A 22,673-nucleotide genomic window follows, 5' to 3' on the forward strand; every position below is an offset into this window, starting at 1 on the left:
TGCTCTTGTCAGGCGACCACGGCTTCGCCGGAGGCAGCCATGATCTGTTCCTTGGAAGCGTCGGCGCCGAACTCGGCCGCGATCCGCCCGCGGCTCATCACCACGATGCGGTGAGCGATACTCAGGCATTCGCCGACTTCGGAGGTGGAGAAGATCACCGCGAGGCCTTGCTTCGACGCGCCTTCCGCCAGCAGCTTGAATACCTCGGCCTTGGCGCCGATATCGATGCCGCGGCTAGGCTCGTCCAGCACCACCACGCGTGGATGGGTCGCCAGCATCTTGCCGATCACCACCTTCTGCTGGTTGCCGCCGGAGAGCGAACCGATCTCGGCCCTGGCCCCGTCGGTCTTGATATGGACGTTGGCGATCGACTCGTCGACCACGCCGCGTTCGCGATTGCCCGAGGTCAGCAGCCAGCGGGTGAACGCCTTGATGCTGGCCAGCGACAGGTTCTCGCCCACCGACATGGTCTGGACCAGGCCATCGCGCTGCCGGTCTTCCGGCACCAGCACCAGGCCCTTGGCGATGCGCTCGGCGATGCTCAGGTGCGAGACGTCCTCGCCTTCCAGCACCACCCGCCCACCGCTCAGCGGCACGCGACCGGCCACGCACTCGAGCAGTTCGGTGCGCCCGGCCCCCATCAGGCCGTAGATACAGACGATCTCGCCGGCGCGAACCTCCAGCGACAGATGATCGACCACCGAGCGCTCCGGCACTGCGGTATCGGCGACGCTGACATCCTCCAGCGACAGCGCCACCTCGCCCATGGCGTGGCCGGTGGGAGGCGAGCCGAGATCGAAGTTCTCGCCGACCATGTTGCGCACGATCCATTCGAGGTCGATATCCGCGCGCCTGGCGTAGGCGGTCATTACGCCGTCCCGCAGCACCACCGCGTGATCGGTGATGAGCAGCGCCTCTTCCAGATGGTGGGAGATATAGACGATCGACACACCGCGACTCTTGAGATCGCGAATGACCCGAAACAGGACCTCGACTTCGGTCGCCGACAGCGCCGAGGTCGGTTCGTCCATGATCAGGATGCGCGAGTTCACCGACAGCGCGCGGGCGATCTCGACGATCTGCTGCTGCCCCAGGCGGAGATCCTCCACCGGCGTCAGCGGGTCGATCGGTTCGTCGAGCTCCTCCATCAGGGCGCGGGTCTGACGCGCCTCTTCGGCATAGTCGATGCCCATCGGCCCTTTCAGCTCGCGGCCCATGAAGATGTTGTCGCGAACGCTGAGATTGGGCGCCAGGCTGAGTTCCTGGTGGATGATCGAGATGCCCAGCCGCTGGGCATCGGTGGTCGAGGCGAAGCGTACCGGCTCGCCCTCCAGCAGGATCTCGCCAGACGTGGGCTGGATCACGCCGGAAAGGATCTTCATCAGCGTCGACTTGCCGGCGCCGTTCTCGCCGAACAGCGTGGTCACCTGGCCGCGGTAGACGTCGAAATTGACGGTCTTGAGCGCATGGACGCTGCCGAAGGACTTGGCGACATCGCGCGCCGAGAGCACGACGTCCTCGCCCGGCTCGCTAGCGGCCGACGGTCGGATCGAAGCGGAAGCCATCACTGCACCTCCATGCTGACCGGCGTGATCAGCCAGTTCTTCGGATTGATCAGTTTGAACACCCCGGTCACGCTGACGGTCTTGCCGCTCAGGCTGGCCGTGTCGATGTCCGCCAGCACCGCCGCCTTCATCGCCTCGTTGATCGACGCGCCCGCGTTCTGGTATTCGATCTGGTTGGTGAACTCGCCGAACGAGATCTCCCCGGTGGCATCGCGCAGATCGGTGCCGTTGATCGCCGGGCCGGTCTGCACGCGGATCGTGATCTCGTCGGGTACGCCCTCGGCCTCGACCGTATAGATGCCCGAACGGGCCTCGCCGAACGTCCCGGTGAAGGTCACCGGCACCACTGGCCCGAAACTCTCGCCGACGCCATATTTCTGCCCTGCCGCGGACGAGTCCTCGAGAACGGCGGACGCCAGCTCGCCGGCCTCGACGGCACGCGCCTCGACGCTGTCCCGAATGGCCGGAAAGTGCTCTCCGCCATAGGTTTCGGCGGAAAACCCGCCGGCCAGCTCGGCCTCGGTGCCAATCTCGACGACCTTGGTATCCCAGGCCATCGCCGCCAGCACCACGACCACACAGGCGCCGATGACCAGACGTCCTTTCAGCTTCTTCGGCGCCGCGGGCCGACTGGCAACTGTTGCACTCATCACTGCGAGCCCTCTTCTGCGAAATCTCTGCCACGAAACTTCTGCTGCCGCTCGTCTGCGCCGGGCGACGAAACCGCTCGTCGCCTGGCACGAATCACACTCAGGGAATCAATACGATCTTGAGTGACTTCGAACCGTTCTTCATGAGCTCGAAACCTTCCTCGTATTTCTCCAGCGGCAACTTGTGGGTGACGACGCCTTCGGTGGGGAAGTCGCCTTTACGGATGCCCTCGATGACCAGCGGATAGCAGTAAGGGCCGAGGTGCGAGCCGAGCACATCGAGCTCCTTGCGGTCGGAGATGATGCTCCAGTCGACGCTGACCAGATCCTTGAACACGCTGAACTCGACGAAGCGGCCCAGCTTGCGGATCATCGACAGCCCCTGCTCCACCGACTTGGGGTGCCCGGTCGCCTCGATGTAGACGTCGCAGCCGTAGCCTTCGGTCATCTCCTTGATGATCGAAACCACATCGTCGCGTTTGGGATTGAGGGTCAGGTCGGCACCGAACTTCTTCGCCAGTTCCAGGCGGTCGTCGAACAGATCGAGCACGATCAGTTTCTCGGCGCCCGCCTTCTTGGCCGCGCCGACCATGCCGAGCCCCAGCGTGCCGGCACCGGACAGCACCACCACATCGCCCAGCTCGATCTTCGCGCGCTGCACTGCATGCAGCGAACACGCGTAAGGCTCGATCAGGATCGCCTTCTCCAGCGGCAGCTCCTCGGGGACGTGGTAGTTGATCGCCTCCTTGGTGAACTTCATGTACTCGGCCATGCCGCCGTTGACGTTGTTCTGGAAGCCGTAGAGATCATGCTTTTCGCACATCCAGTACTGGCCGCGGCCGCAGAAACGGCAGTTCCAGCACGGCACGATCTGCTCGGAGATCACGCGGTCGCCGACCGCATACCCCTCGACCTCGTCACCGACCTTCACCACCCGGCCGATGAACTCGTGACCGGGGATCATCGGCGCCTTGATATAGGCCGGCTGCGTCTCGTCGCCCCAGAAGCTGGGCGCGCCATCGTAGGACTTGATATCGCCGGCGCAGATACCGCACCCCTCGACCTTGACCAGGATCTCCTTGGCATCGATCTCGGGAACCGGCACTTCCTCGTAGCGATAGTCTCCGGGCGCATAGGCGACCACCGCCTTCATCGTCTTGGGGATATCGCCAGTGGAAGCCGTTTGCGTGGACGTGGCGGTGGACTCGCTCATGGAAGATCTCCCGTGGATAAACACATGTTCAAACTTCGGTCATATGTTTTTAGCGCAATCCACAAAGGGACATCAATGCAAGTGCGATAAATCAGGCCTAAGACTTTAGGCAAATAAAATATAATGTATTGATTTATATTGATTTTTAAAACCTTGATTCAAAGAGCTACGACCAAAGTTTTTACGTATCTTTCGTGGCGAAACGGCCACGTTGAAAGTATTAAAATGGGGTTAAAATGAGCAAATTGCGAACATATGAACAACCAAGCATCGTTCACGAGCGTCTTCTCGATCAAAAAATAACGGCGCGGCTTTTGGCCGCGCCGTCGATACAGCGAAAGAGTTTTACGATTTCACTGAAAATCACCCAAATTATCGCGGGTAATCAGATCGACTCCGGTATCCATATAATCCGGCGCAGCGATATCCAATACCTGTTGCCATAATGCCTGAACGGTCCAGTAGCCCTGCGCCTCCGGACGATTGGCCACAGTAGAATCGGCCACACCTTCCTCAACGAGCTGCAACATTTCCGGTAGTCTTTCGAGACCGACAAGTTGTACCTCCCCCACTTTGCCCCCCTCTTTCAATGCTTGACCGATACCAATAGGACCGGACGCTTCGGAGACAACCCAGCCATCGAGATCGGGATGTGCCTGCATGATTGTCGCCGCCTGGTTCTGGGCCTGTACGATACTGTCATTGTTGATACCCGTAGCGACGACCTCAATATCGGGATATTCGGAGAATACGGCTTGGTGGCAACGCACACGGATAGCATGATTGGGCGCGGTTGGCGTTCCCATCATGATCGCGACCTGCCCCTCTTCTCCTAACAGTTCAACCAGTCGTCGCGACGCGATCTGAGCCTGCTCGCAAAAATCGTTGCCAACGCTGCTGACCTCGAGCCCCTCCGGTGCCGGCGAGTCGAAGATCACTACTTTGATTCCCTGATCAAGTGCTTCCTGCAGAATGGCACGATTGGCGTTGGCATCCAGGGGGTCGACAGCGATGCCATCCGGCCGAGTGGCGATGGCCTGTTCGAGTATCTGATTCTGGATAGCCACCTGCGACTCCTGGGGCGCGCTATAGACGATTTCCACCTCGGCGCCGCTCTGCGCCTCGATCATCCGCGCCGCCTGTTCTGCGCCAGCGTTCACGCTATCAAACCAAGGCGCTACGGCTTTAGGGACGATCACGAAGCGGTAATGATCCTTGCCGTCAAAATTCTGGTCTAGCGTCTGTGCTTCTACCTGCACCGTTGCAAGCGCCACGGCGCCAGCGACCGCTCCCAGCAACACTTTTTGGTAGCGCTTCGTGCTCAACCACTCATTTCTTCTTTGCATTTTCAATTGCCTCGCCTGTCATCGCTCCGATGAATCGATTCTTTCCACCTGTAGCCCCTTTCAATCCCGCTTGAAATAGCGCCGCGAGATGGAATCGAGCGCGATGGCTACTACCACGATCGCGCCACTGACCATCGACTGCCAGTAAGGCGAGATGCCGAGCAATACGATGATGTTCTCGATGATGCCGATGATCGCGGCACCGAAGATGGCACCCAGAGGCGTACCGATCCCGCCGGTGGTAGGCACCCCGCCAATGACCGAGGCAGCGATCGGCCCCAGCACCCAGGAGTCGCCGATGGAGGGTTGCGCCGACCCCAATCGGGCGACCATCAGCATCCCCGCAAGGGCAGCGAGAAAGCCAGCGAAGGCGAACACGCCCACGCGCACGCGGTCGGTGCGGATACCGAGCATCTTGGCCGCCGAAAGGTTGCTGCCCACCGCATACATGTAACGCCCGAATGGCGTCTTCAGCGTAATGAAGCAAGCCACGGCGAGAAATACCAGCATGACCCAGAAAGGGATCGGCAGGCCGAGCCATTTTCCGCTGCCAAGAAATCCGATATCGGCTGGTATGCCGGTAATCGCGACGCCCTTGGTGATGACCAGATTGAGACCGCCGTAGACTCCGGCCATCCCGATCGTCAGCACCAGAGACGGCAGGCGAAGCAGCGTCACCAGCAAGCCGTTGATCAGCCCGAACACGGCCCCAATGACCAGACACAGCGCAAATGCCAGCCAGGGATCCAGCCCCATCTTCACCATCAGAATGCCGCCGATGACTCCGCAGAAGCCGCCGATGGCACCGAGCGACAGATCCAGCTCGCCGAGGATCATCAACATCGACTGGGCGATGGTAATGATGCCGATGAACGCCAGCGCACGAGCGATGATCACCAGGTTGTAGCTATTGAGGAAGTTCTCCGACAGTAACGAGGCGGCGACCACGATGATCGCCAACACGCTGACGACGCCGCTGAGCGGATTGCTGACCATGAACCCCATTGCCTTACGCAGCATGCCCGTCTCCTTCATGACCATGGATGGCGCCGACGAGGGCGTTACCGCTGGCCTGGTCGATATGAAATTCACCACTGACTCGTCCTTCATACATGGTGATGATGCGATTGGCGCAGCGTTGGAGTTCATCCATTTCCGACGACACCAGGATGATCCCCACGCCGCGCTCGGCCAGTTCTTTCATCAGCCGATAGATCTCCATCTTGGTGCGGATATCGATCCCCTTGGTGGGCTCGTCGAAGATCAATACCCGAGGATCGCAGGCCATGGCACGGCCGATGATGGCTTTCTGCTGGTTTCCTCCCGAAAGGAACGCGATGTTCTTGTTCATGGTGGGCGTCTTGATGTCGTAATCCTTCACGATCGATGCCACCCGCTCGCGCTCGCGTCGCGCATCGATCATGCCGCCACGCGCAGTACCGCCAAACAGCGCCATGCCGATATTGCGACGCACACTCTGCCCCGGAAAGATCCCGTGATACTTGCGCTCCTCGGAAAGATAAAAGAGCCCATTTCGGATGGAGTAATGCGTATCTCCCAGCCGCCACTCCTGCCCCTGAACCTGCACCATTCCGGCACGCGCCGGGAGGTAACCGAACAGCGTCTGCATCACCTCGGAACGGCCGGCGCCGACCAACCCGGCGAACCCCAGGATTTCGCCTCGGCGCAGCGAGAAGGAGACATCCTCGAATCCTTTGCCACTCAATCCTTCGGCCTGAAGGATGACCTCTCCGCTGCCTCCTTCCGGCTGCAGGCGGGCATCGGTCTTGACCTCCTGACCGGACATCAGCTCGACTAGCTGGCGATGGTCCAGTTTGGATGCTGGCTGCGTGTCGATCTTGCGCCCGTTGCGCAGCACGCTGATGGTGTCGCTGATGGAGAACATCTCGTCGAACTTGTGCGAGATGAACACCACCCCGCATCCCGACGCCACCACGTCGCGCACGACGCGAAAGACCCGCTCGACTTCGGTTTCCGTTAACGACGAGGTCGGCTCATCGAGAATCAGGATCTTCATCGACTCGTTGGTGCAGGCGCGCGCGATCTGCAACAGCTGCTGATCGGAGATCGAGATATGTCGAACCTTGTCTCCCGGCTGCGCGGCAATCTTGAAACGCTCGATCCAAGGCCTGGCGGCCTGCTCGAGCGCTCGCCGCCGAAACAACAAGCCGCCATGATGGGAGCGCGAAAAGGGCATGAACAGATTCTCGGCAACGGTCAGGTTGCCGAACAGATTGATCTCCTGGGGCACGTACGCAATGGTCTTGTAGAGAGAGGCGTGGTGCGCGGCATCCTGATCATCGATCATGACCCGCCCCTGAGTCGGTCTCTCGGTACCGGTCAGCATCTTGACCAGAGTCGACTTGCCAGCGCCATTTTCACCCGCCAGCGTGTGGACCTTGCCCATCTCGATTTCGAGCACGATGTCGTCCAGCGCCTTGACCCCAGGGTACATCTTGCTGACGTGGTCGACGTTAAGATACGCCATTGCCGCCCTCCTGCTGATACATCTACCTGGTACCGATACATCCATCTGATACCGATACATCTACCGGACACCGGTACATTCAGCCGGCCGCTTCCGTACGCGGCACCTCTGCCGCAGCCAGAAGCGGCCGGCGATATCACTCCGTGAATGAATCGACGTTATCGGGCGTGATCATGACGTTGCCGGTATCGATGTGATTAGGCGTGATCGCCCCCGTGGCCAACTGCCACATGTTGATCACCGACCAGTAGCCCTGCATGGTGGGCCGTGAAGCGGACGACGAATCCGCCACCCCTTCCTTGATCAGCACGAGCATCTGGCTGAGATCGTCGAGGCCGACCAACTGGACCTTGCCGACCTTGTCGGCCTCCTTGATCGCTTGACCAATCCCTACCGGCCCCGCCGCGTCGGAGGCGACCCAGCCGTCCAGGTCGGGATTGGCCTGCATGATGGCGGAGGCCTGCTGCTGCGCCGTATTGATGTCATCGTTGTCGACACCGGTCGCAACGACCTCTATACCGTCGTGCGAATCGAAGACCGCCTGTGCGCAACGGGCGCGCTCGGCGTGGTTGGGGGCCGTGGGCACGCCCATCATGATCGCTACCTGACCTTTACCATCCAGCAACTCGACCAGACGATTGGCCGCCATTTCCGCCTGCTCGCAGAAGTCGCTACCGATCGTCGTCAGGTTCATTCCTTCAGGGTTGATCGAATCGAACAGCGTGATCGGGATTCCCTGCTCTTGCGCTTCCTGCAGCACCGTGCGGTTACCGCTAGGATCGAGCAGGTCGACGATGATGCCGTCAGGGCGAGTCGAGATGGCGCGTTCGATGATTTCGTTCTGCTGGGCGACGTTGGCGCTCTGCGGCGCCGAGTACTGAATGTCGACCTCGGAGCCGGTCTGTGCCTCAATGGCCGCCGCGGCCTGCTGGGCGCCCTGGTTGACCTTGTCGAACCAGGGATGCACCACCTTGGGCACCAGGACGAATCGATAGCTGTCGGCTTTTTCCGTGCCCGGACCCTCGGCCTGGGCCGCGGATACCATCATGGCTGATGCCAGCACGCTGAATGCCAGCACGACGCCAGCTCTGACGATCTTCATGGGGACGCCTCCTGAGTGATGATCCCTTTGCCCACACAGCACATGAATCAACAAAGATCATATGCACAATGCTTTTCAGGGGTCATTTACGGTCTTTGGTGCCGACCAAGCAATCTAGACTTTGGGAGGGTAAAGAAAAAAGCCATTGTTTTTACTCATAAAATTAAAAAAATCCGCAATATGAATTCATTTATGCTGCAAAAATACGCAACGATCAAAAGTTCTAAAACATAATCATATGAACATAGCCCTACAACGAACATCTCTTATCCCAACCTCATGTGTTGAGGACATCGAATGTCGGTACACCGCCACGAGCGAGGCGACACCAGGGAAACCACACAAAAAAATGCACGACATGCCCGGCTTGCGGCATGTCGTGCAATCTCTTCCCAGGACCAGACTTCCGAGATTCGGGCGATTAGCGATGATCGCGCTCGTAAGCCTCGATCCGGTCCACCTTTGGCTGTGATCGCCCACCCGGGTCGAACTCGCTGCTCAGGAACGTCTCGGCAATCGTCTTGGCCAGTTCGATGCCGATCACGCGCGCGCCCATGGTGACGATCTGCGCATCGTTACTCTTGCGCGCCCGCTCTGCCGAGTAGGTGTCGTGCGCCTGGGCCGCCCGAATGCCCGGCACCTTGTTGGCCGAGATCGCCACGCCGATACCCGTGCCACACATCAGGATGCCGCGGTCGAAACGCCCGTCGGCGATGGCTTGCGCCACTTCGAAGGCGATATCCGGATAGAGAACCGGCTGTGCATCGTGGGTTCCGAAGTCCTCGACTTCGTGCCCCAGCGACCTGACATGCTCAATCATCGCCTGCTTCATCTCGTAGGCCGCTTCATCACATCCCAGCGCTACCCGCCATTTCTGAGCCATTGCTCGCCTCCTGTTCAGTCGACGACGCCATCATAGACCCACTCCGCTCATATGAACAAATTTTATTCATATGATCATAACGACAGCGCAAAAAGCGGACGAAAAAGCCCTGAATGCCGTGGTGGCGAGGGGTGTCATCGCTCCTTGAGCGTATCAAAACCCGCCGCAATGGCGTCCTCATCGCCACCAAAGTCGCATATCGCCGCCTTCTGGCGTCGCTATGATGGTCGACATACCGCACACAAACCAAATGTGCATCAAAGGATCAAATACTCAACAGCTGAAAAGTCGAAGCACAGCGGGACTTTCCAGCGCGGCATTTACCCAACCTGTGGGAGCGTCGGTCATGACACGCCTTTACAACGACCCAGTGAATTTCGTCGACGAAGCGACCGAAGGCTTCGTCGCGGCGCACGCGCAACGCGTCTGTCAGGTTCCTGGCGGCGTCATTCGCAGTACGCGCAGCAAGCCGGGCACCGTGGCAGTCGTGATCGGTGGCGGATCGGGACACTACCCCGCTTTCGCCGGGCTGGTCGGCCAGGGCCTGGCCCACGGCGCGGTGATGGGCAACCTGTTCGCCTCGCCGTCGGCGCAGCAGGTCTACAACGTCTGCAAGGCAGCCAACAACGGCGCCGGGGTGCTGCTCAGTTTCGGCAACTACGCCGGTGACGTCCTTCACTTCGGCCAGGCACGGGAACGCCTGATTCGCGAAGGCATTCCCTGCGAGATCGTCGCCGTCATCGACGATGTTTCCAGCGCAGACCAGGAAGAGATTCACAAACGCCGCGGGATCGCCGGTGACCTGACCGTGTTCAAGGTCGCGGCGGCAGCGGCCGAGGCCGGTTATTCCCTCGAGGAGGTGGTTCGCGTCTCGCGCGCGGCCAATTTCCGCACGCGCTCGATGGGCGTGGCGTTCGATGGCTGTACGCTGCCGGGGGCGAAGGATGCACTGTTCCATGTGCCAGCGGGCAAGATGGCGGTCGGGCTGGGCATCCACGGCGAGCCGGGCATCAGCGAACAGGATGTACCCACTGCCGATGCGCTGGCGGAACTGCTCGTTTCTCACCTGATGGAAGAGATTCCCGATGGCATCGACAGCGTCAAGGGGGCTCGAGCTTCGGTACTGCTCAACGGCCTGGGGTCGATCAAGTACGAAGAGCTGTTCGTGGTCTATCGTCGGGTCAATCAACTGCTGACGGAAGCCGGCCTGGAGATCGTCGAGCCGGAAGTGGGGGAACTGGTGACCAGTCTCGACATGGCCGGCGCCTCGCTGACCCTGTTCTGGCTCGACGAGGAACTGGAGCGGCTGTGGAAAGCGCCGGCGGATGCCCCGGCCTATCGCAAGGGCAGTCTCGAAGCCGCGCCACCGATCGATGCTTCCGAGCTGGACATCCCCGATGCCGACGCCATCCCGCCCGCGAGCGAGGTATCGATCGCCGCCGCTCGCTGCCTCTACCAGGCCTTGAGCGCGACGCGCAAGCTCATCGACCAGAAGGGCGAGGAGCTGGGTCGACTCGACGCCATCGCCGGAGACGGTGATCACGGCATCGGCATGCAGCGCGGCGCCGTCGCGGCCGAACTGGCCGCAGAAGACGCCGTCAGCCGCAACGCTGGCGCCGGCACTCTGCTACGCTTGGCGGCAGAAGCCTGGGCGGATCGCGCGGGCGGCACCTCCGGCGCCATCTGGGGCGTCATGCTCAACGCTCTGAGCGTGACGCTCGGCGACGAGGACGAGCCGACCCCGGAACGCTATGCGCAGGGGATCACCAAGGCCAGAGAAGACGTCATGACCTTCGGCAAGGCCAGGCTCGGCGACAAGACGCTGGTCGATGCGCTGGTACCGTTCAGCGAGACGCTCGAACGGGCCGTCGCTGCCGGCGACGATTTCCCGCAGGCCTGGCGCAAGGCGGTCAATGCCTCGGCCTCCGCGGCCCAGGCCACGGCCGACATGAAACCGAAGATGGGCCGCGCACGGCCGCTGGCCGAGAAGAGTCTCGGTACGCCCGATCCGGGGGCGATCTCGCTGTCCCTGATCGTCGGCGCCATTCAGCCCGTCGTCGATCGGCACTGAACCAGACGCCAGCGCACCGGGCGGCGACGAACCGATCAGCGACGAATCAAGGAGCGACTCGATAACCACATGGCAAAGCCTCCGATCACGCTGGGCATCAGCTTCAAGATGTATTTCGGCTACGCCCAGACGGTGACCTGGTGCCGCCAGGTCGCCGATAACCTTTCTCGCCACCCGGCCGTTCAGGACGGCCGGGTGGCGCTGTTCGTGCTGCCCAGCTTCCCCGCCCTGCCCCCGGTCCTCGAATGTTTTGCCGGTACGCCCGTCGGTGTCGGCGGCCAAAACCTGTATCAGTCGCCGCACGGTGCTTATACTGGCGAGGTGAGTGGGGCCATGCTGGCCGAAATGGGATGCCGCTACGTCGAGATCGGCCACGCCGAACGGCGACGCCTGTTCGGGGAAGATGCCGATATCGTCGCCGCCAAGACCCAGGTGGCTCTGGCGCATGACTTGATACCGGTGCTGTGCATCGGCGAGTCTGACCGTGGCGATCCGTTGGATGCCGTTGCCGACTGCCGTGACCAGATCGATTCGGCGCTGTCGTTGGCGACGCCCGCGCAGCGGTCTCAGCCACTGGTGATCGCCTACGAGCCTCACTGGGCCATCGGTGCAGCACAACCGGCATCGCTTGCGCACATTGCGGCAGTCTGCCAGGGGTTGCGCGAGCATCTGGACGCGCATCCTTCAGCCAGCGTGATCTATGGCGGCAGTGCCGGCCCCGACCTGTTGACTCGGCTGGCAGGACAGGTCGACGGGCTGTTTCTGGGGCGGTTCGCACATGATCCAGCCGCATTCGAGGCGATCGTGAACGAAGCCTCGCTGCTTAAGTCGAATTGAGCGCCAGATCGCGTCTCGCTCCATCATCCATTTACGACCATCATTCATTGACAACCCAGGGGATCCGAAAGCCAATGCCATCTCGTCGTCAGCTAGCCAACGCTATCCGCGCGCTTTCCATGGACGCCGTGCAGAAGGCCAACTCCGGCCATCCCGGCATGCCGATGGGCATGGCCGATATCGCGGAAGTCCTGTGGAACGACCATCTCAAGCACAACCCGGCCAACCCGGACTGGGAAGATCGCGACCGTTTCATTCTCTCCAACGGTCACGGCTCGATGCTGCACTATTCGCTGCTTCATCTGACCGGTTACGACCTGCCGATGAAGGAGCTCGAAAACTTCCGCCAGCTGGGCTCGAAGACACCCGGCCACCCGGAGCACGGCTACACGCGCGGCATCGAGACCACCACCGGCCCGCTCGGCCAGGGTCTGGCCAACGGTGTCGGCATGGCCATTGCCGAACGCACGCTGGCCGCGCAGTTCAACCGTGACGGTCACGAGATCGTCGATCACCGCGTGTGGGTCTTCGCCGGCGACGGCTGTCTGATGGAAGGCATCAGCCACGAAGCGTGCTCGCTGGCCGGTACGCTCGGCCTGGGCAACCTGGTCGTGTTCTACGACGACAACGGTATCTCCATCGACGGCGAAGTCGAAGGCTGGTTCACCGACGATACCGGCAAGCGCTTCGAGGCCTACCACTGGCACGTGATCCGCGATGTCGACGGCCACGACGCCGAGCAGATCAACAAGGCGATCGAGGAAGCCAAGCGCGTCACCGACAAGCCCACGCTGATTATCTGCAAGACCGTGATCGGCTTCGGCTCGCCCAACAAGGCCGGCAAGGAAGAGAGCCACGGCGCCGCCCTGGGTGAAGACGAAGTCGCGGCCGCGCGCAAGGAGCTGGGCTGGGAATATCCCGCGTTCCAGATCCCTGACGAGTACTACCAGGCGTGGGACGCCCGCGACAAGGGCCGCAAGCTCGAAGCGGAATACGACGAGAAGCTGGCCGCCTATGAAAAGGCGCATCCGGAACTCGCCAAGGAGCTCAAGCGCCGCTACAACGGCGAACTGCCGGCCGGCTTCGACGGTGATGCCCTGATCAAGGCGGCTCAGGAGAAGGCCGAGACCACCGCTTCCCGCAAGGCCTCGCTGGGTGTGCTCAACGAGCTGGGGCCGAACCTGCCCGAACTGTTCGGCGGCAGTGCCGACCTGGCACCGTCCAACCTGACCCTGTGGAAAGGCGCCAAGGCGATCACCAAGGAAGACTTCAACGGCGGCTACCTGCACTACGGCGTGCGCGAATTCGGCATGGGCGCGATCGCCAACGGCATCGCCACGCATGGCGGCTTCATTCCCTATGACGCCACCTTCCTGGTCTTCATGGAGTACATGCACAACGCCGTGCGCATGTCCTCGCTGTCGCACACTCGCATCATCCACGTCTTCACCCACGACTCCATCGGTCTGGGCGAAGATGGCCCGACACACCAGCCGGTCGAACAGCTGGCTGACCTGCGCAACCTGCCGGGCCTGGCGACCTGGCGCCCGTGCGATGCCACCGAAACCACGGCCGCCTGGGTCGAGGGCCTGAAGCGCGAAACGGGGCCGACGGCGCTGATCTTCTCGCGTCAGGATCTGCCGGCGCAGACGCGTGACGAGGCGCAGCTGAAGAACATCCGCCGCGGCGGCTACGTGCTGAAAGATGCCGAAGGCGGCCAGCCGGAACTCATCCTGATCGCCACCGGCTCCGAAGTCGGCCTGGCGATGGACGCCGCCAAGGCGCTCGAAGGCAAGGGCAAGAAGGTTCGCGTGGTTTCCATGCCGTGCACCAGCGCCTTCGACGAGCAGGACGAGAGCTATCGCGAGTCCGTGCTGCCCAAGTCGGTCCGCTCGCGACTGGCGGTGGAAGCGGCGATTCCGTCGACCTGGTACAAGTACGTCGGCCTCGACGGCGACGTCATCGGCATGACGACCTACGGCGAATCAGGCAAGGCCGGCGATCTGTTCAAGCACTTCGGCTTCACCGTCGACAATGTCGTCGCCCGCGCCGAGACGCTGCTGGGTTGATCGACAGCGCCTCGATTGCACGTTGAAGATCGTATGTTGAAGATCGCACGTTGAAGCAAGCAATGAAACGCCCGGCCTTGGCCGGGCGTTTTTCGTTGGCGAATCCGTTACACGACGGGTCGCGCGGCGTGGCGATCAGGCTGGCTCGTCGTCGACCCGCGTCGCTTCATCCAGGCGCAGAATGGTGTGTGCATTGGTGACGCTGGTCGCCAGCGTATCGATCACGCCGGTGCGCAGGGCCCCGAGAATGCCGGCCGCCTTGGTGTTCTCGGCGGCGATGGCGATGACATCCGGAATTCGCGCCAGATCGGTGATCGTCAGGCCGATCACGCGCCCCTGCATCGGCGTCAGCGACGGGCGGCCGTAGATATCGATGAAGTCGTAACCCATCATGTCACCGACGGTACCGGATAGCCGCGCCTCGGCGGTCTCCTGAGGCGTGAACCAGCCCATCCGCACCATGTTGCTGTTCTCGCTGAGATCACCAATGCCGATCAGGGCGAGATCGGCGCGCCGGGCGCGGTCCAGCGTCTGGCGAATGGTCGGATTTTCGTACATCGCATCGCGCAGTTCGAGATTCTGCACCAGGGCCGGCGCGTAGAGCGTTTCGCTGTCGCCGCCGAACTTGATCGCCAGCCGTCGGCAGATATGGTCCGGGTTCATGTACTCCCCGGCCCGCACCGATCCCCCGATGGCGCAGACGAAGGAACACTGGCGCTGGCCCTGCTCGAAGACGTTGTCCGCCACCGCGCCGACGTTGCGGCCCATGCCGACGGCGACGATCGCCCCGTCGCTCAGCTGCCGGGAAAGATGGTCGGCCACCAGACTGGCCACGTTGGCCCGCTGGACGTCGGCATCGGCGTGATCGAGGGCGATCAGTGCGCGCTTGATCCCGAAACGGCGTTTGAGCGCCTGCTCGATTTCCGCGCTGACCGCAGGGTGCTGGCGAACCCGAACGTCGACGATCCCTTCGGCCTGCGCGCGCTTGAGCAACCGCCCCGCCTTGACGCGAGAGATCCCCAGCCGATTGGCGATGACTTCCTGCGTTTCCCCCTCGGTGTAATAGAGGGTGGCAATTTCCGTCATCAAGGCAATATCGGCGTTTTCGTTGCGCTCGTTCATGCACGCTTCCATGTTTTGAGAAGATCGAATTCTGAGAGGTCGAATCCGGCTCGGCTTGGCCGCCTCACGATACCACAAGCGCCCTCGACTCCGACTTTCTCGCGGGCCAGGAACGGCGTAGACTATCGGCGGATTGCGGTTCGCCGCAATCGGTTCTCAGGGCGGGGTGAAAGTCCCCACCGGCGGTAATGATGCGGCGTGAAAAAGACACGCCAGCCTCTCAGCCCGCGAGCGCTTGATGGCTAGCGCCATCAAGGTCAGCAGATTCGGTGAGATTCCGAAGCCGACGGTCACAGTCCGGATGAAAGAGAACGGTTCCACTTGCTACGACGACTCGGTCAGCCTTGCGTGGCTATCGGTGATTTTCACCAATTCACGCCCATGCCAACCGCCTCCCGTGATTTCCAAGCGGATCCGCAGCCCTGATTCTGGTTAACGTGACCTCGGTCATCTGAATAGGAAACGACCATGAATCAGCCCTATCCGCCGCAGCTCTCCTCCCAGACGCTGTCGCAACGCATCGCCTTCATTCGCGCCGACTGGCACGGCGATATCGTCGGCAACTGCCACAGTGCCTTCCTGGATGCCGTCGCCGAGCGCGGTTTCTCCGTGGAACAGGTCGATACCTTCACCGTTCCCGGTGTGTTCGAGATCCCGCTGCAGGCCAAACTGCTGGCCAAGAGCGGCCGTTACGCCGCCATCGTCGCCTCCGGGTTCGTCGTCGACGGCGGCATCTATCGTCACGACTTCGTCTCCACCGCGGTGATCGACGCACTGATGTCGCTGCAGATCGAGCAGGAAGTGCCGGTGCTTTCCGCCGTGCTGACGCCGCATCACTTCCATGAGCACGAGGCGCATGCCGCCTTCTTCCAGCAGCACTTCCTGACCAAGGGGCGCGAAGCGGCCGAGGCGTGTCTGACGACGATGGAAAACCTCAATCAGGTGCGCAAGCTCAGCGCCGACTGATCGTTCGTCATCCCGATGAAAAGCGCCCACGCCATCCTCGATGGCGTGGGCGCTTTGCGTTGCAGGTCTGGCTCAGCTTTCGACGGTCGGCTGCCGGCGGTTGCGTAGACGCAGATAGATCGCGAAGGCCAGCGAGATGGCGATCAGCACCCACAGGAACATGGCGATCGGGCTCTTGGTGAAGAAGATCGACAGGTTGCCGTAGGACTCGATGCTCTTGACGAAGTAGACCTCCGCCGACTTGCCCAGGATGAAGCCGATGATCAGCGGCACCGTCTCCAGGCCGATCTTGTGAGCGACCCAGCCGAAGATCCCGAAGATCAGCAGTGTCCAGACATCGAACATGATGCCGTAATTGATCGCGTAGGCGCCGACCACGCACATCATGATGATCAGCGGATAGAGGATGTACTTCGGCACCTCGATCACCTTGGCGATGTGGCGGATCGCGAAGTACATGATGCCGAACATCAGCACGTTGGCCGCCAGCAGGGCGATGATCATCAGATACCAGGTATTGATATTGTTGCCGATGAACAGCGGACCGACCTGAATGCCCTGCAGCGTGAAGGCGCCGATCAGGATCGCGGTAGTGGAATCCCCCGGGATGCCCAGCGAGAGCAGCGGCACCAGCGCGCCCCCGGTCAAGGCGTTGTTGGAAGATTCCGAAGAGACGATCCCCTGCGGCGCGCCCTTGCCCATCTGGGAAGAGTCCCGCGAGAAGTTCTTCTCCTGGCTGTAGGCCAGCACCGAAGCGGCGCTGCCGCCGACGCCCGGCAGGATCCCGACGAAGGTGCCGATGCTCGACGAGCGCACCAGGTTGAGCAGTTGCCCCTTGAACACGTTGAACTTGAACTTCGCGCCGCCCTTGAGCGAAATCGGCCCCTGGCCGGTCTCGTCCTTGAAGCCTTTCTCGGCATCCAGCAGAACGGTGGTCAGGCCGAAGATACCGATCAGCACCGGCAGCAGCGAGAAGCCGTCGATCAGGTAGTACTCCATGAAATCGAACATCAGTCGGGTTTCGCCGTTGCCGCCCTCGGTGATCGAATAGGTACCGATCAGGCTGAGCCAGACACCGAGCACGCCGCTGAAGATACCCATCAGCATGTTGGAGCAGAGCGAGGCGATCACCGTCAGCGCCAGCAGAATGATCAGGAACTTCTCGACGTAGGAGAACTTGATCGCGAAGTCCGCCAGCACCGGCGCGAAGAAGAACAGCACCGCGGCGCTGAACAGACCGCCGAAGACCGAAGCGACGATACCGATCTTGAGCGCGCGCTCGCCTTCACCGCGCTTGGCCATCGGGTAGCCGTCGAAGGTGGTCGTGATCGACGAGGGCGTACCGGGAATGTTGATCAGCACGGCGGGAACCATCCCGCCCGAAATGCCGCCGACGTAGAGCCCCAGCAGCAGCGCGATGCCATTCTCGAGCCCGAAGGCGTAGGTCAGCGGCAGACAGACGGCCACCGCCATGGTGGCGGTCATGCCGGGAATCGCGCCGAAGATGATACCGATCAGGGTTCCCGCGGCGATCAGCCCGAAGAACATCGGCGTGAGGTGAGACAGGATATCCATGAGACGAGTCTCCGATGGTCAGGCTAAAAAGATCAGGGCAAGGTGATGCGGAACAACTGTGCCAACACGTACCAGGCCAGCGCCGGCGCGATCAGCGCATTCAGTACGAGAATCACGAACAGGCGCCGCGTCAAATGATCGACGTACAGAAGCGACAGCAGGAACACAAATGCCACCGACATGATCAGGAAGCTGTAGCCGGTGTTGGGAAACACGTCGCTCAGCACGCTCATCAAGTAGAAGTAGGCCGTCGTCAACGCCAGCGTGCCGAAGAAGCGCTTGTGGTCGAACTCGCCCTCGCGCCCTGCCAGCACACGGCCGGCACGCTTCAGGCCGGGCACCAGCAGTCGATAGCGGGTGATCACGATCATCGCCAGCAGGATGACCAGGATCCAGGTGACGATGCGGGGAAAGAAGAGATGCGATTGGTCGAAGTCGATGCTGACATCGAGCAGCGACAGCCATTGGCTTTCCATGGAAAGCGGCTCCTGCGCCGGGCGTCACCGGCGGCATCAGTGGTGGAAACGAATCGTGCCGGCCGACGTTCGCCGGCCGGCACGCGGCAGGATCAGCCCTTCAGGTCGCTGATGATGGTCTTGTATTCGTCGTTCTTCTCTTCCAGATAGCTGGCCGCTTCCTGGGTAGGCTTGTAGTCGGGCACGAAGAACGAACGCTTCAGCTGCTCCTGGAGCTCGTCCCCCTCGTACACGTCGGCCAGGGCATTGTCGATGCAGTCGATCGCGGCAGGATCCATGTCCTTGTTGTACAGCAGGAAGAACTCCTTATCGAAGGTAAAGTCCTGATCCTCGCTCATCGGCACGCTGGCGTTCGGCGTCACGTACTGCAGCAACTGCTCGCGCGTGGTATCACCCATGCCCTCTTCGTTGGTCTGGGCAATAGTCTTCTCGCGAGCCGTGATCCAGACGAAGCGCATCGCCTTCTGGTCGTCGGCGGGCAGCTGAGTGTACTGCTCGTTGGCCTGGACCGAACCGTTGATCACGTCCACCGCCCCGTCGAACAGCAGCTGGTTCTTGTCCGCCTGGGAGCCGGTGTTGACGGCAACGATGTTGCTCTCCTTGCCCGGATACTGCATCCGCACAGCATTTTTCAATGCGGTAAAGCCGATCTCGGAAACACCGCCCGGCTGAATGGCGACCTTCACCTGCTTGCCGTTACCGGCCGCTTCGATGATGTCGCTCATCGACTGGTACGGCGAGCTTTTCGGCACCAGATAAGCGTTGCCCGGGTTGATGGCGATGGTCGGCCCGACGACGAACTTGCTGAAGATGTCGGGATAGCCGTTCACGCCGTAGAGGTGACCCAGGTAGGAGCCGTCGTGGAAGATCATGATCGTGTTGCCTTGGCGGCTACGCTCCAGCGCCTGGAAGCCGGGCATGACACCGACGGCGTCGACCTTGGCGTTGATGTCGAGCTGCTCGGCCAACTGATCGACCACCATGCTGGATACCTGGTAGGTATCGCCGCCGGTCGACGTCGAACCGATCACGACGCGCAGGTTGCCCGGCAGCGGACAATCCTCGGCGGCCTGGGCGGAAGCCGATACGCCGATGGCGGCACTGGTCAGCACGGCCAGACAGGTCTTACCCAAAATCGCTTTCATGATGCGTCTCCCTCTTACCGTTGTCCCACATGCAAAGCGCAACCCGATGCGCCGCCCCCGGTGGGAACCAAATGATAGCGTTATCATCGAACACGCCTTGCACGGTAGAGAAAGCGACTTTGTCAGACAATTCAACTTAAGTCTCCCGACTAAAGTCGCATCCGTTCGATTTGGGCAACTTGCTGATATCGGGGCGAAAAAAAGCCCGGCCATGGCCGGGCTTCTGCAACGATTGGCGAACGTCTAACGTTCGACGAGCCTGTCAGGCGATCGTCACGTCCTTGGAGAGATAGACATCCTGCACGGCATTGAGCAGCTCGATACCTTCCTTCAGCGGCTTCTGGAACGCCTTGCGGCCGGAGATCAGGCCCATACCGCCGGCCCGCTTGTTGATGACGGCGGTGCGCACGGCTTCACCCATATCGGAATGGCCCTTGGAACCGCCACCGGAGTTGATCAGTCCGGCGCGTCCCATGAACGAGTTGGCCACCTGGTAACGGGCCAGATCGACCGGATGATCGCTGGTCAGCTCGCTGTAGACCTTGTCATGAGTATGGCCGAAACCGATCGCCTTGTAGCCGCCGTTGTTCTCCGGCAGCTTCTGCTTGACGATGTCCGCCTTGATGGTCGCCGCCAGATGCACCGCCTGGCTGGTGAGGTCGGAAGAGACGTGGTAATCGGTGCCGTCTTTCTTGAACTCCGGATTGCGCAGGTACGACCACAGCACGGTGACCATGCCCAGCTCGTGCGCGCGCTCGAAGGCCTCGCTGACTTCCTGGATCTGGCGACGGCTATCCTCGGAGCCGAAGTAGATCGTGGCGCCGACCGCGATGCAGCCCATGTCGTGGGCCTGCTCGATCTGCGCGAACATGGTCTGCTCATACATCGCCGGCAGCGTCAGGCTCTCGTTGTGGTTGAGCTTGAGCATCATCGGGATCTTGTGGGCGTAGCGCCGCGCGACGGACGAAAGCACGCCCAGGGTGGAACAGACGCAGTTGCAGCCGCCCTGCAGTGCCAGTTCGACGATATTCTTGGGATCGAAGTACATCGGGTTGAGCGCGAATGAGGCGCCGGCAGAATGCTCGATACCCTGATCGACAGGCAGAATGCTGAGATAGCCCGTGCCACCCAGACGGCCGGTGTTGAACAGTGTCTGCAGGTTACGCATCACGTGCGGGCTGCGGTCGGTATCGGAGAACACGCGGTCGACGAAATCGGGCCCCGGAAGGTACAGGTCTTCTTTCTTGAAACCCGTACAGGTATAGCTGAGAAGGCTGTCGGCTTCCTTGCCCAGTAACTTGGCAATATCGGTCATGTTGCTTTTCCTCTGTCCTCAAGATGGGTCATCCGGGGAATCTCGACCTGGGCCGCTTCCCTCTCTACCAAAGATGGCTACCCGATAATGGCTGCTCTAGGGCCTGTTGCCGTTTCAGCGCGAACCGCGTTGCTGCGCCGCGTACCGTCCGCAAAGGCTGGCGCCAGCCGATGACGTCGCACGGCCGGTCCCACAGAACCCGATCAGGCGCGCATTCTTCGACCCCACGCGCAACCGTTTCACGCCGCGCTGCCCATACTGCAGCCCCTTCTCCAGCCGCGGCGATCATCGATTAGCCGTAGAACGTCGCCAAGAATAAGCGACAATGCGTCGCAGTTCACGTCCATGCACCGTTTCTGCATCGCCTGTCTCTTCTGTCGGACGCCTGACGGGGCCTCCCAGATTGTCACATTTCGTATCCCGGCGATGGCTGAAAATCGTCATGGGAAAGTCTTGAGCCACGACTCGAGTCACAATCCTGAGTCGTCGCCACGGATCACGTCTCGAGCATCCACCTGCAGAGGAACGTTGCGCCTTTGGTATGATGCCAATCTTTCAGCGATCCGGGATTTCAGCGATGTCCGTTCTGCGCGGCTTTCTGTGGCTGCTCGCCTTTCTGTTGCTGGGGCAGACCTTCGTGCGGTTATTTCACATTCCGATGCCCAGCGGCGTGATCGGCATGCTGCTGTTGACGCTATGGTTCGGCTACCGCGGCGACATGAATCCGGATGTCGTTCGCATCAGCCAGCCGCTGATCGCCATGCTGGCACTGCTGATCATGCCCGGTGTCGTCGAGATATTCTTTGTCGCTGATCAATTTGCGGACCAATGGGCCGCGATTCTGACCGCCCTGATCGCCGGTACGCTGCTCAGCGTATTGTCGAGCCTGCTGCTGATGCGCCGTTATCTCCCTGCCAACGACGAGCCCGCACCCTCTATCGGAAGCGTCGACCATGAATGAGTGGCTCGCGCGTCTTTCGCAGTTGCCGCAACAGTGGTTCGAGTCGCCGATCGCGGCGATCGCGCTCACTCTCGGCGCCTACTTCTTCGGCATTCGCCTGTTCAAGCTGATGCGCCGACCCAACTGGTGCCCACCGATGCTGATCGCGGCGATCACGATTGCCGTGGTCGTCGCCTCGTTGCCCATCGGCATCGACGACTACAACCGGGGCGCCAGCTGGCTGATGCTGCTGCTGGGCCCGGCTACCGTCGCGCTGGCCGTCCCGCTCTACCAGCAGCTGCCGCAGATACGCGCATTGTGGAAGCCGATTCTGATGACGCTCCCGCTGTCGGCGACGCTGGCCGCCTGCTACGCGGTGATCATCGCCGCCATCATGGGCGCGCCGAAGGACGTGCTGGCCTCGCTGGCGCCCAAGTCGGTGACCTCGCCCATCGCGCTCGGGCTGGCCGAAGAACTCGGCGGCTCGCGGGCGCTGCTGATGGGAGCGTTGCTGACGACGGGCATTACCGCCATCTTCGGGGTGGAGTGGCTGAGCCGGATCCTGCGTATTCGTGACCCACGGCTGATCGGCCTGGCGCTGGGCATCAATGGGCACGCCCTGGGCACCGTACGCGCGTTCGAGCTCGGCACCGTCGCCGGTGCCTTCGCCTCGCTGGGCATGAGCCTGACCGGCGCCTTTACCGCCATCGTGCTGCCGCTCGTCTGGCATCTTTTCTACTGAAGGCGTTTTCTGTCTATTGAAAACGTTTATGTCTATCGAAGCCGTTTCTGTCTATTGAAGCCGCTTTCTGCAGGCGTTCTGCCGAATGGCTTCTCCATCGACGGCGTGCCGTACCGCGCTCGCCCCTGACAGCGGCGCAGATCGCGC

The 22,673-nt window shown here is 61.5% G+C and carries 19 protein-coding genes and 1 riboswitch; of the genes, 6 read left to right on the forward strand and 13 right to left on the reverse strand.

What is annotated here, in order from left to right; genetic code table 11:
- Positions 1-8 precede the first annotated feature (8 nt).
- From BC443_RS08600 to rpiB, 8 genes are all read right to left on the reverse strand, one after another.
- Positions 9-1,565, reverse strand: coding sequence for a sugar ABC transporter ATP-binding protein (locus tag BC443_RS08600; protein WP_071231429.1), 1,557 nt, complete (start codon positions 1,563-1,565; stop codon positions 9-11).
- Positions 1,565-2,215, reverse strand: a complete 651-nt coding sequence (locus BC443_RS08605) for a DUF2291 domain-containing protein (protein ID WP_071231430.1) — start codon at positions 2,213-2,215, stop codon at positions 1,565-1,567. Before BC443_RS08605 ends, BC443_RS08600 begins: the two co-directional genes overlap by 1 nt.
- Positions 2,216-2,315: 100 nt before the next feature.
- Complete coding sequence (locus BC443_RS08610; protein ID WP_071231431.1) at positions 2,316-3,428, reverse strand: alcohol dehydrogenase catalytic domain-containing protein; 1,113 nt, start codon at positions 3,426-3,428, stop codon at positions 2,316-2,318.
- A gap of 353 nt (positions 3,429-3,781) precedes the next feature.
- On the reverse strand, positions 3,782-4,774 hold the full coding sequence (locus tag BC443_RS08615) for a substrate-binding domain-containing protein (RefSeq protein WP_071231432.1): 993 nt from the start codon (positions 4,772-4,774) through the stop codon (positions 3,782-3,784).
- Between the two features lie 60 nt (positions 4,775-4,834).
- A complete protein-coding gene (locus BC443_RS08620) occupies positions 4,835-5,794 on the reverse strand; it encodes an ABC transporter permease (protein ID WP_083387294.1) in 960 nt (319 codons plus the stop codon).
- A complete protein-coding gene (locus BC443_RS08625) occupies positions 5,784-7,283 on the reverse strand; it encodes a sugar ABC transporter ATP-binding protein (protein ID WP_071231434.1) in 1,500 nt (499 codons plus the stop codon). The genes BC443_RS08620 and BC443_RS08625 overlap by 11 nt, the downstream gene beginning before the upstream one ends.
- Before the next feature lie 136 nt (positions 7,284-7,419).
- Positions 7,420-8,385 carry a substrate-binding domain-containing protein gene (locus BC443_RS08630; RefSeq protein WP_071231435.1) on the reverse strand — a complete coding sequence of 322 codons (966 nt, stop codon included), beginning with the start codon at positions 8,383-8,385 and terminating at the stop codon, positions 7,420-7,422.
- Positions 8,386-8,806: 421 nt separating this feature from the next.
- The gene (gene rpiB, locus BC443_RS08635; protein ID WP_071231436.1) at positions 8,807-9,268 is read right to left on the reverse strand and encodes a ribose 5-phosphate isomerase B; all 462 of its coding nucleotides are present in this window, start codon (positions 9,266-9,268) and stop codon (positions 8,807-8,809) included.
- A gap of 346 nt (positions 9,269-9,614) precedes the next feature.
- Between rpiB and BC443_RS08640 the strand changes: the two genes are divergently transcribed.
- The 3 genes from BC443_RS08640 (at position 9,615) to tkt (ending at position 14,245) form a co-directional block, all read left to right on the forward strand.
- Positions 9,615-11,339, forward strand: coding sequence for a dihydroxyacetone kinase family protein (locus BC443_RS08640; protein ID WP_071231437.1), 1,725 nt, complete (start codon positions 9,615-9,617; stop codon positions 11,337-11,339).
- 69 nt (positions 11,340-11,408) lie between these two features.
- Positions 11,409-12,176 carry a triose-phosphate isomerase family protein gene (locus tag BC443_RS08645; protein WP_071231438.1) on the forward strand — a complete coding sequence of 256 codons (768 nt, stop codon included), beginning with the start codon at positions 11,409-11,411 and terminating at the stop codon, positions 12,174-12,176.
- Between the two features lie 74 nt (positions 12,177-12,250).
- Positions 12,251-14,245, forward strand: a complete 1,995-nt coding sequence (gene tkt / locus BC443_RS08650) for a transketolase (protein WP_071231439.1) — start codon at positions 12,251-12,253, stop codon at positions 14,243-14,245.
- Positions 14,246-14,380: 135 nt separating this feature from the next.
- On the opposite strand, the gene BC443_RS08655 is transcribed toward tkt, so the two are convergent.
- Positions 14,381-15,367: a sugar-binding transcriptional regulator gene (locus tag BC443_RS08655; RefSeq protein WP_071231440.1), complete on the reverse strand. Its 987-nt coding sequence runs from the start codon at positions 15,365-15,367 to the stop codon at positions 14,381-14,383.
- A 148-nt stretch (positions 15,368-15,515) separates the two neighbouring features.
- Positions 15,516-15,684, forward strand: a riboswitch (FMN riboswitch).
- A 151-nt stretch (positions 15,685-15,835) separates the two neighbouring features.
- On the opposite strand from BC443_RS08655, the gene BC443_RS08660 reads away from it, so the two are divergent.
- Positions 15,836-16,333, forward strand: a complete 498-nt coding sequence (locus tag BC443_RS08660; protein WP_071231441.1) for a 6,7-dimethyl-8-ribityllumazine synthase — start codon at positions 15,836-15,838, stop codon at positions 16,331-16,333.
- 72 nt (positions 16,334-16,405) lie between these two features.
- Here the strand turns inward: BC443_RS08660 and BC443_RS08665 are convergent, their stop codons facing one another.
- From BC443_RS08665 to BC443_RS08680, 4 genes are all read right to left on the reverse strand, one after another.
- Positions 16,406-17,908, reverse strand: coding sequence for a tripartite tricarboxylate transporter permease (locus tag BC443_RS08665; protein ID WP_071231442.1), 1,503 nt, complete (start codon positions 17,906-17,908; stop codon positions 16,406-16,408).
- A gap of 32 nt (positions 17,909-17,940) precedes the next feature.
- The gene (locus BC443_RS08670; RefSeq protein WP_071231443.1) at positions 17,941-18,384 is read right to left on the reverse strand and encodes a tripartite tricarboxylate transporter TctB family protein; all 444 of its coding nucleotides are present in this window, start codon (positions 18,382-18,384) and stop codon (positions 17,941-17,943) included.
- 92 nt (positions 18,385-18,476) lie between these two features.
- Complete coding sequence (locus tag BC443_RS08675) at positions 18,477-19,529, reverse strand: ABC transporter substrate-binding protein (RefSeq protein ID WP_071231444.1); 1,053 nt, start codon at positions 19,527-19,529, stop codon at positions 18,477-18,479.
- Positions 19,530-19,791: 262 nt separating this feature from the next.
- Positions 19,792-20,844 carry a class I fructose-bisphosphate aldolase gene (locus BC443_RS08680; RefSeq protein ID WP_071231445.1) on the reverse strand — a complete coding sequence of 351 codons (1,053 nt, stop codon included), beginning with the start codon at positions 20,842-20,844 and terminating at the stop codon, positions 19,792-19,794.
- Between the two features lie 577 nt (positions 20,845-21,421).
- Here BC443_RS08680 and BC443_RS08685 point away from each other — a divergent pair.
- Positions 21,422-21,805, forward strand: a complete 384-nt coding sequence (locus tag BC443_RS08685; RefSeq protein ID WP_071231446.1) for a CidA/LrgA family protein — start codon at positions 21,422-21,424, stop codon at positions 21,803-21,805.
- A complete protein-coding gene (locus tag BC443_RS08690) occupies positions 21,798-22,526 on the forward strand; it encodes an LrgB family protein (protein ID WP_071231447.1) in 729 nt (242 codons plus the stop codon). Before BC443_RS08685 ends, BC443_RS08690 begins: the two co-directional genes overlap by 8 nt.
- Positions 22,527-22,673: the final 147 nt, after the last annotated feature.

Source organism: Salinicola sp. MIT1003 (genome assembly GCF_001858555.1).
GTDB classification, from domain to species: Bacteria; Pseudomonadota; Gammaproteobacteria; order Pseudomonadales; family Halomonadaceae; genus Salinicola; species Salinicola salarius.

Bases quoted from the DNA above. Each gene is read 5' to 3' on its own strand.
- rpiB (WP_071231436.1), bottom strand. From the start codon at position 9,268: ATGGCTCAGAAATGGCGGGTAGCGCTGGGATGTGATGAAGCGGCCTAC.
- BC443_RS08680 (WP_071231445.1), bottom strand. From the start codon at position 20,844: ATGACCGATATTGCCAAGTTACTGGGCAAGGAAGCCGACAGCCTTCTC.
- BC443_RS08640 (WP_071231437.1), top strand. From the start codon at position 9,615: ATGACACGCCTTTACAACGACCCAGTGAATTTCGTCGACGAAGCGACC.
- BC443_RS08665 (WP_071231442.1), bottom strand. From the start codon at position 17,908: ATGGATATCCTGTCTCACCTCACGCCGATGTTCTTCGGGCTGATCGCC.
- BC443_RS08670 (WP_071231443.1), bottom strand. From the start codon at position 18,384: ATGGAAAGCCAATGGCTGTCGCTGCTCGATGTCAGCATCGACTTCGAC.
- BC443_RS08615 (WP_071231432.1), bottom strand. From the start codon at position 4,774: ATGCAAAGAAGAAATGAGTGGTTGAGCACGAAGCGCTACCAAAAAGTG.
- BC443_RS08600 (WP_071231429.1), bottom strand. From the start codon at position 1,565: ATGGCTTCCGCTTCGATCCGACCGTCGGCCGCTAGCGAGCCGGGCGAG.
- BC443_RS08630 (WP_071231435.1), bottom strand. From the start codon at position 8,385: ATGAAGATCGTCAGAGCTGGCGTCGTGCTGGCATTCAGCGTGCTGGCA.
- BC443_RS08685 (WP_071231446.1), top strand. From the start codon at position 21,422: ATGTCCGTTCTGCGCGGCTTTCTGTGGCTGCTCGCCTTTCTGTTGCTG.
- BC443_RS08645 (WP_071231438.1), top strand. From the start codon at position 11,409: ATGGCAAAGCCTCCGATCACGCTGGGCATCAGCTTCAAGATGTATTTC.
- tkt (WP_071231439.1), top strand. From the start codon at position 12,251: ATGCCATCTCGTCGTCAGCTAGCCAACGCTATCCGCGCGCTTTCCATG.
- BC443_RS08660 (WP_071231441.1), top strand. From the start codon at position 15,836: ATGAATCAGCCCTATCCGCCGCAGCTCTCCTCCCAGACGCTGTCGCAA.
- BC443_RS08625 (WP_071231434.1), bottom strand. From the start codon at position 7,283: ATGGCGTATCTTAACGTCGACCACGTCAGCAAGATGTACCCTGGGGTC.
- BC443_RS08690 (WP_071231447.1), top strand. From the start codon at position 21,798: ATGAATGAGTGGCTCGCGCGTCTTTCGCAGTTGCCGCAACAGTGGTTC.
- BC443_RS08610 (WP_071231431.1), bottom strand. From the start codon at position 3,428: ATGAGCGAGTCCACCGCCACGTCCACGCAAACGGCTTCCACTGGCGAT.
- BC443_RS08605 (WP_071231430.1), bottom strand. From the start codon at position 2,215: ATGAGTGCAACAGTTGCCAGTCGGCCCGCGGCGCCGAAGAAGCTGAAA.
- BC443_RS08655 (WP_071231440.1), bottom strand. From the start codon at position 15,367: ATGAACGAGCGCAACGAAAACGCCGATATTGCCTTGATGACGGAAATT.
- BC443_RS08620 (WP_083387294.1), bottom strand. From the start codon at position 5,794: ATGCTGCGTAAGGCAATGGGGTTCATGGTCAGCAATCCGCTCAGCGGC.
- BC443_RS08675 (WP_071231444.1), bottom strand. From the start codon at position 19,529: ATGAAAGCGATTTTGGGTAAGACCTGTCTGGCCGTGCTGACCAGTGCC.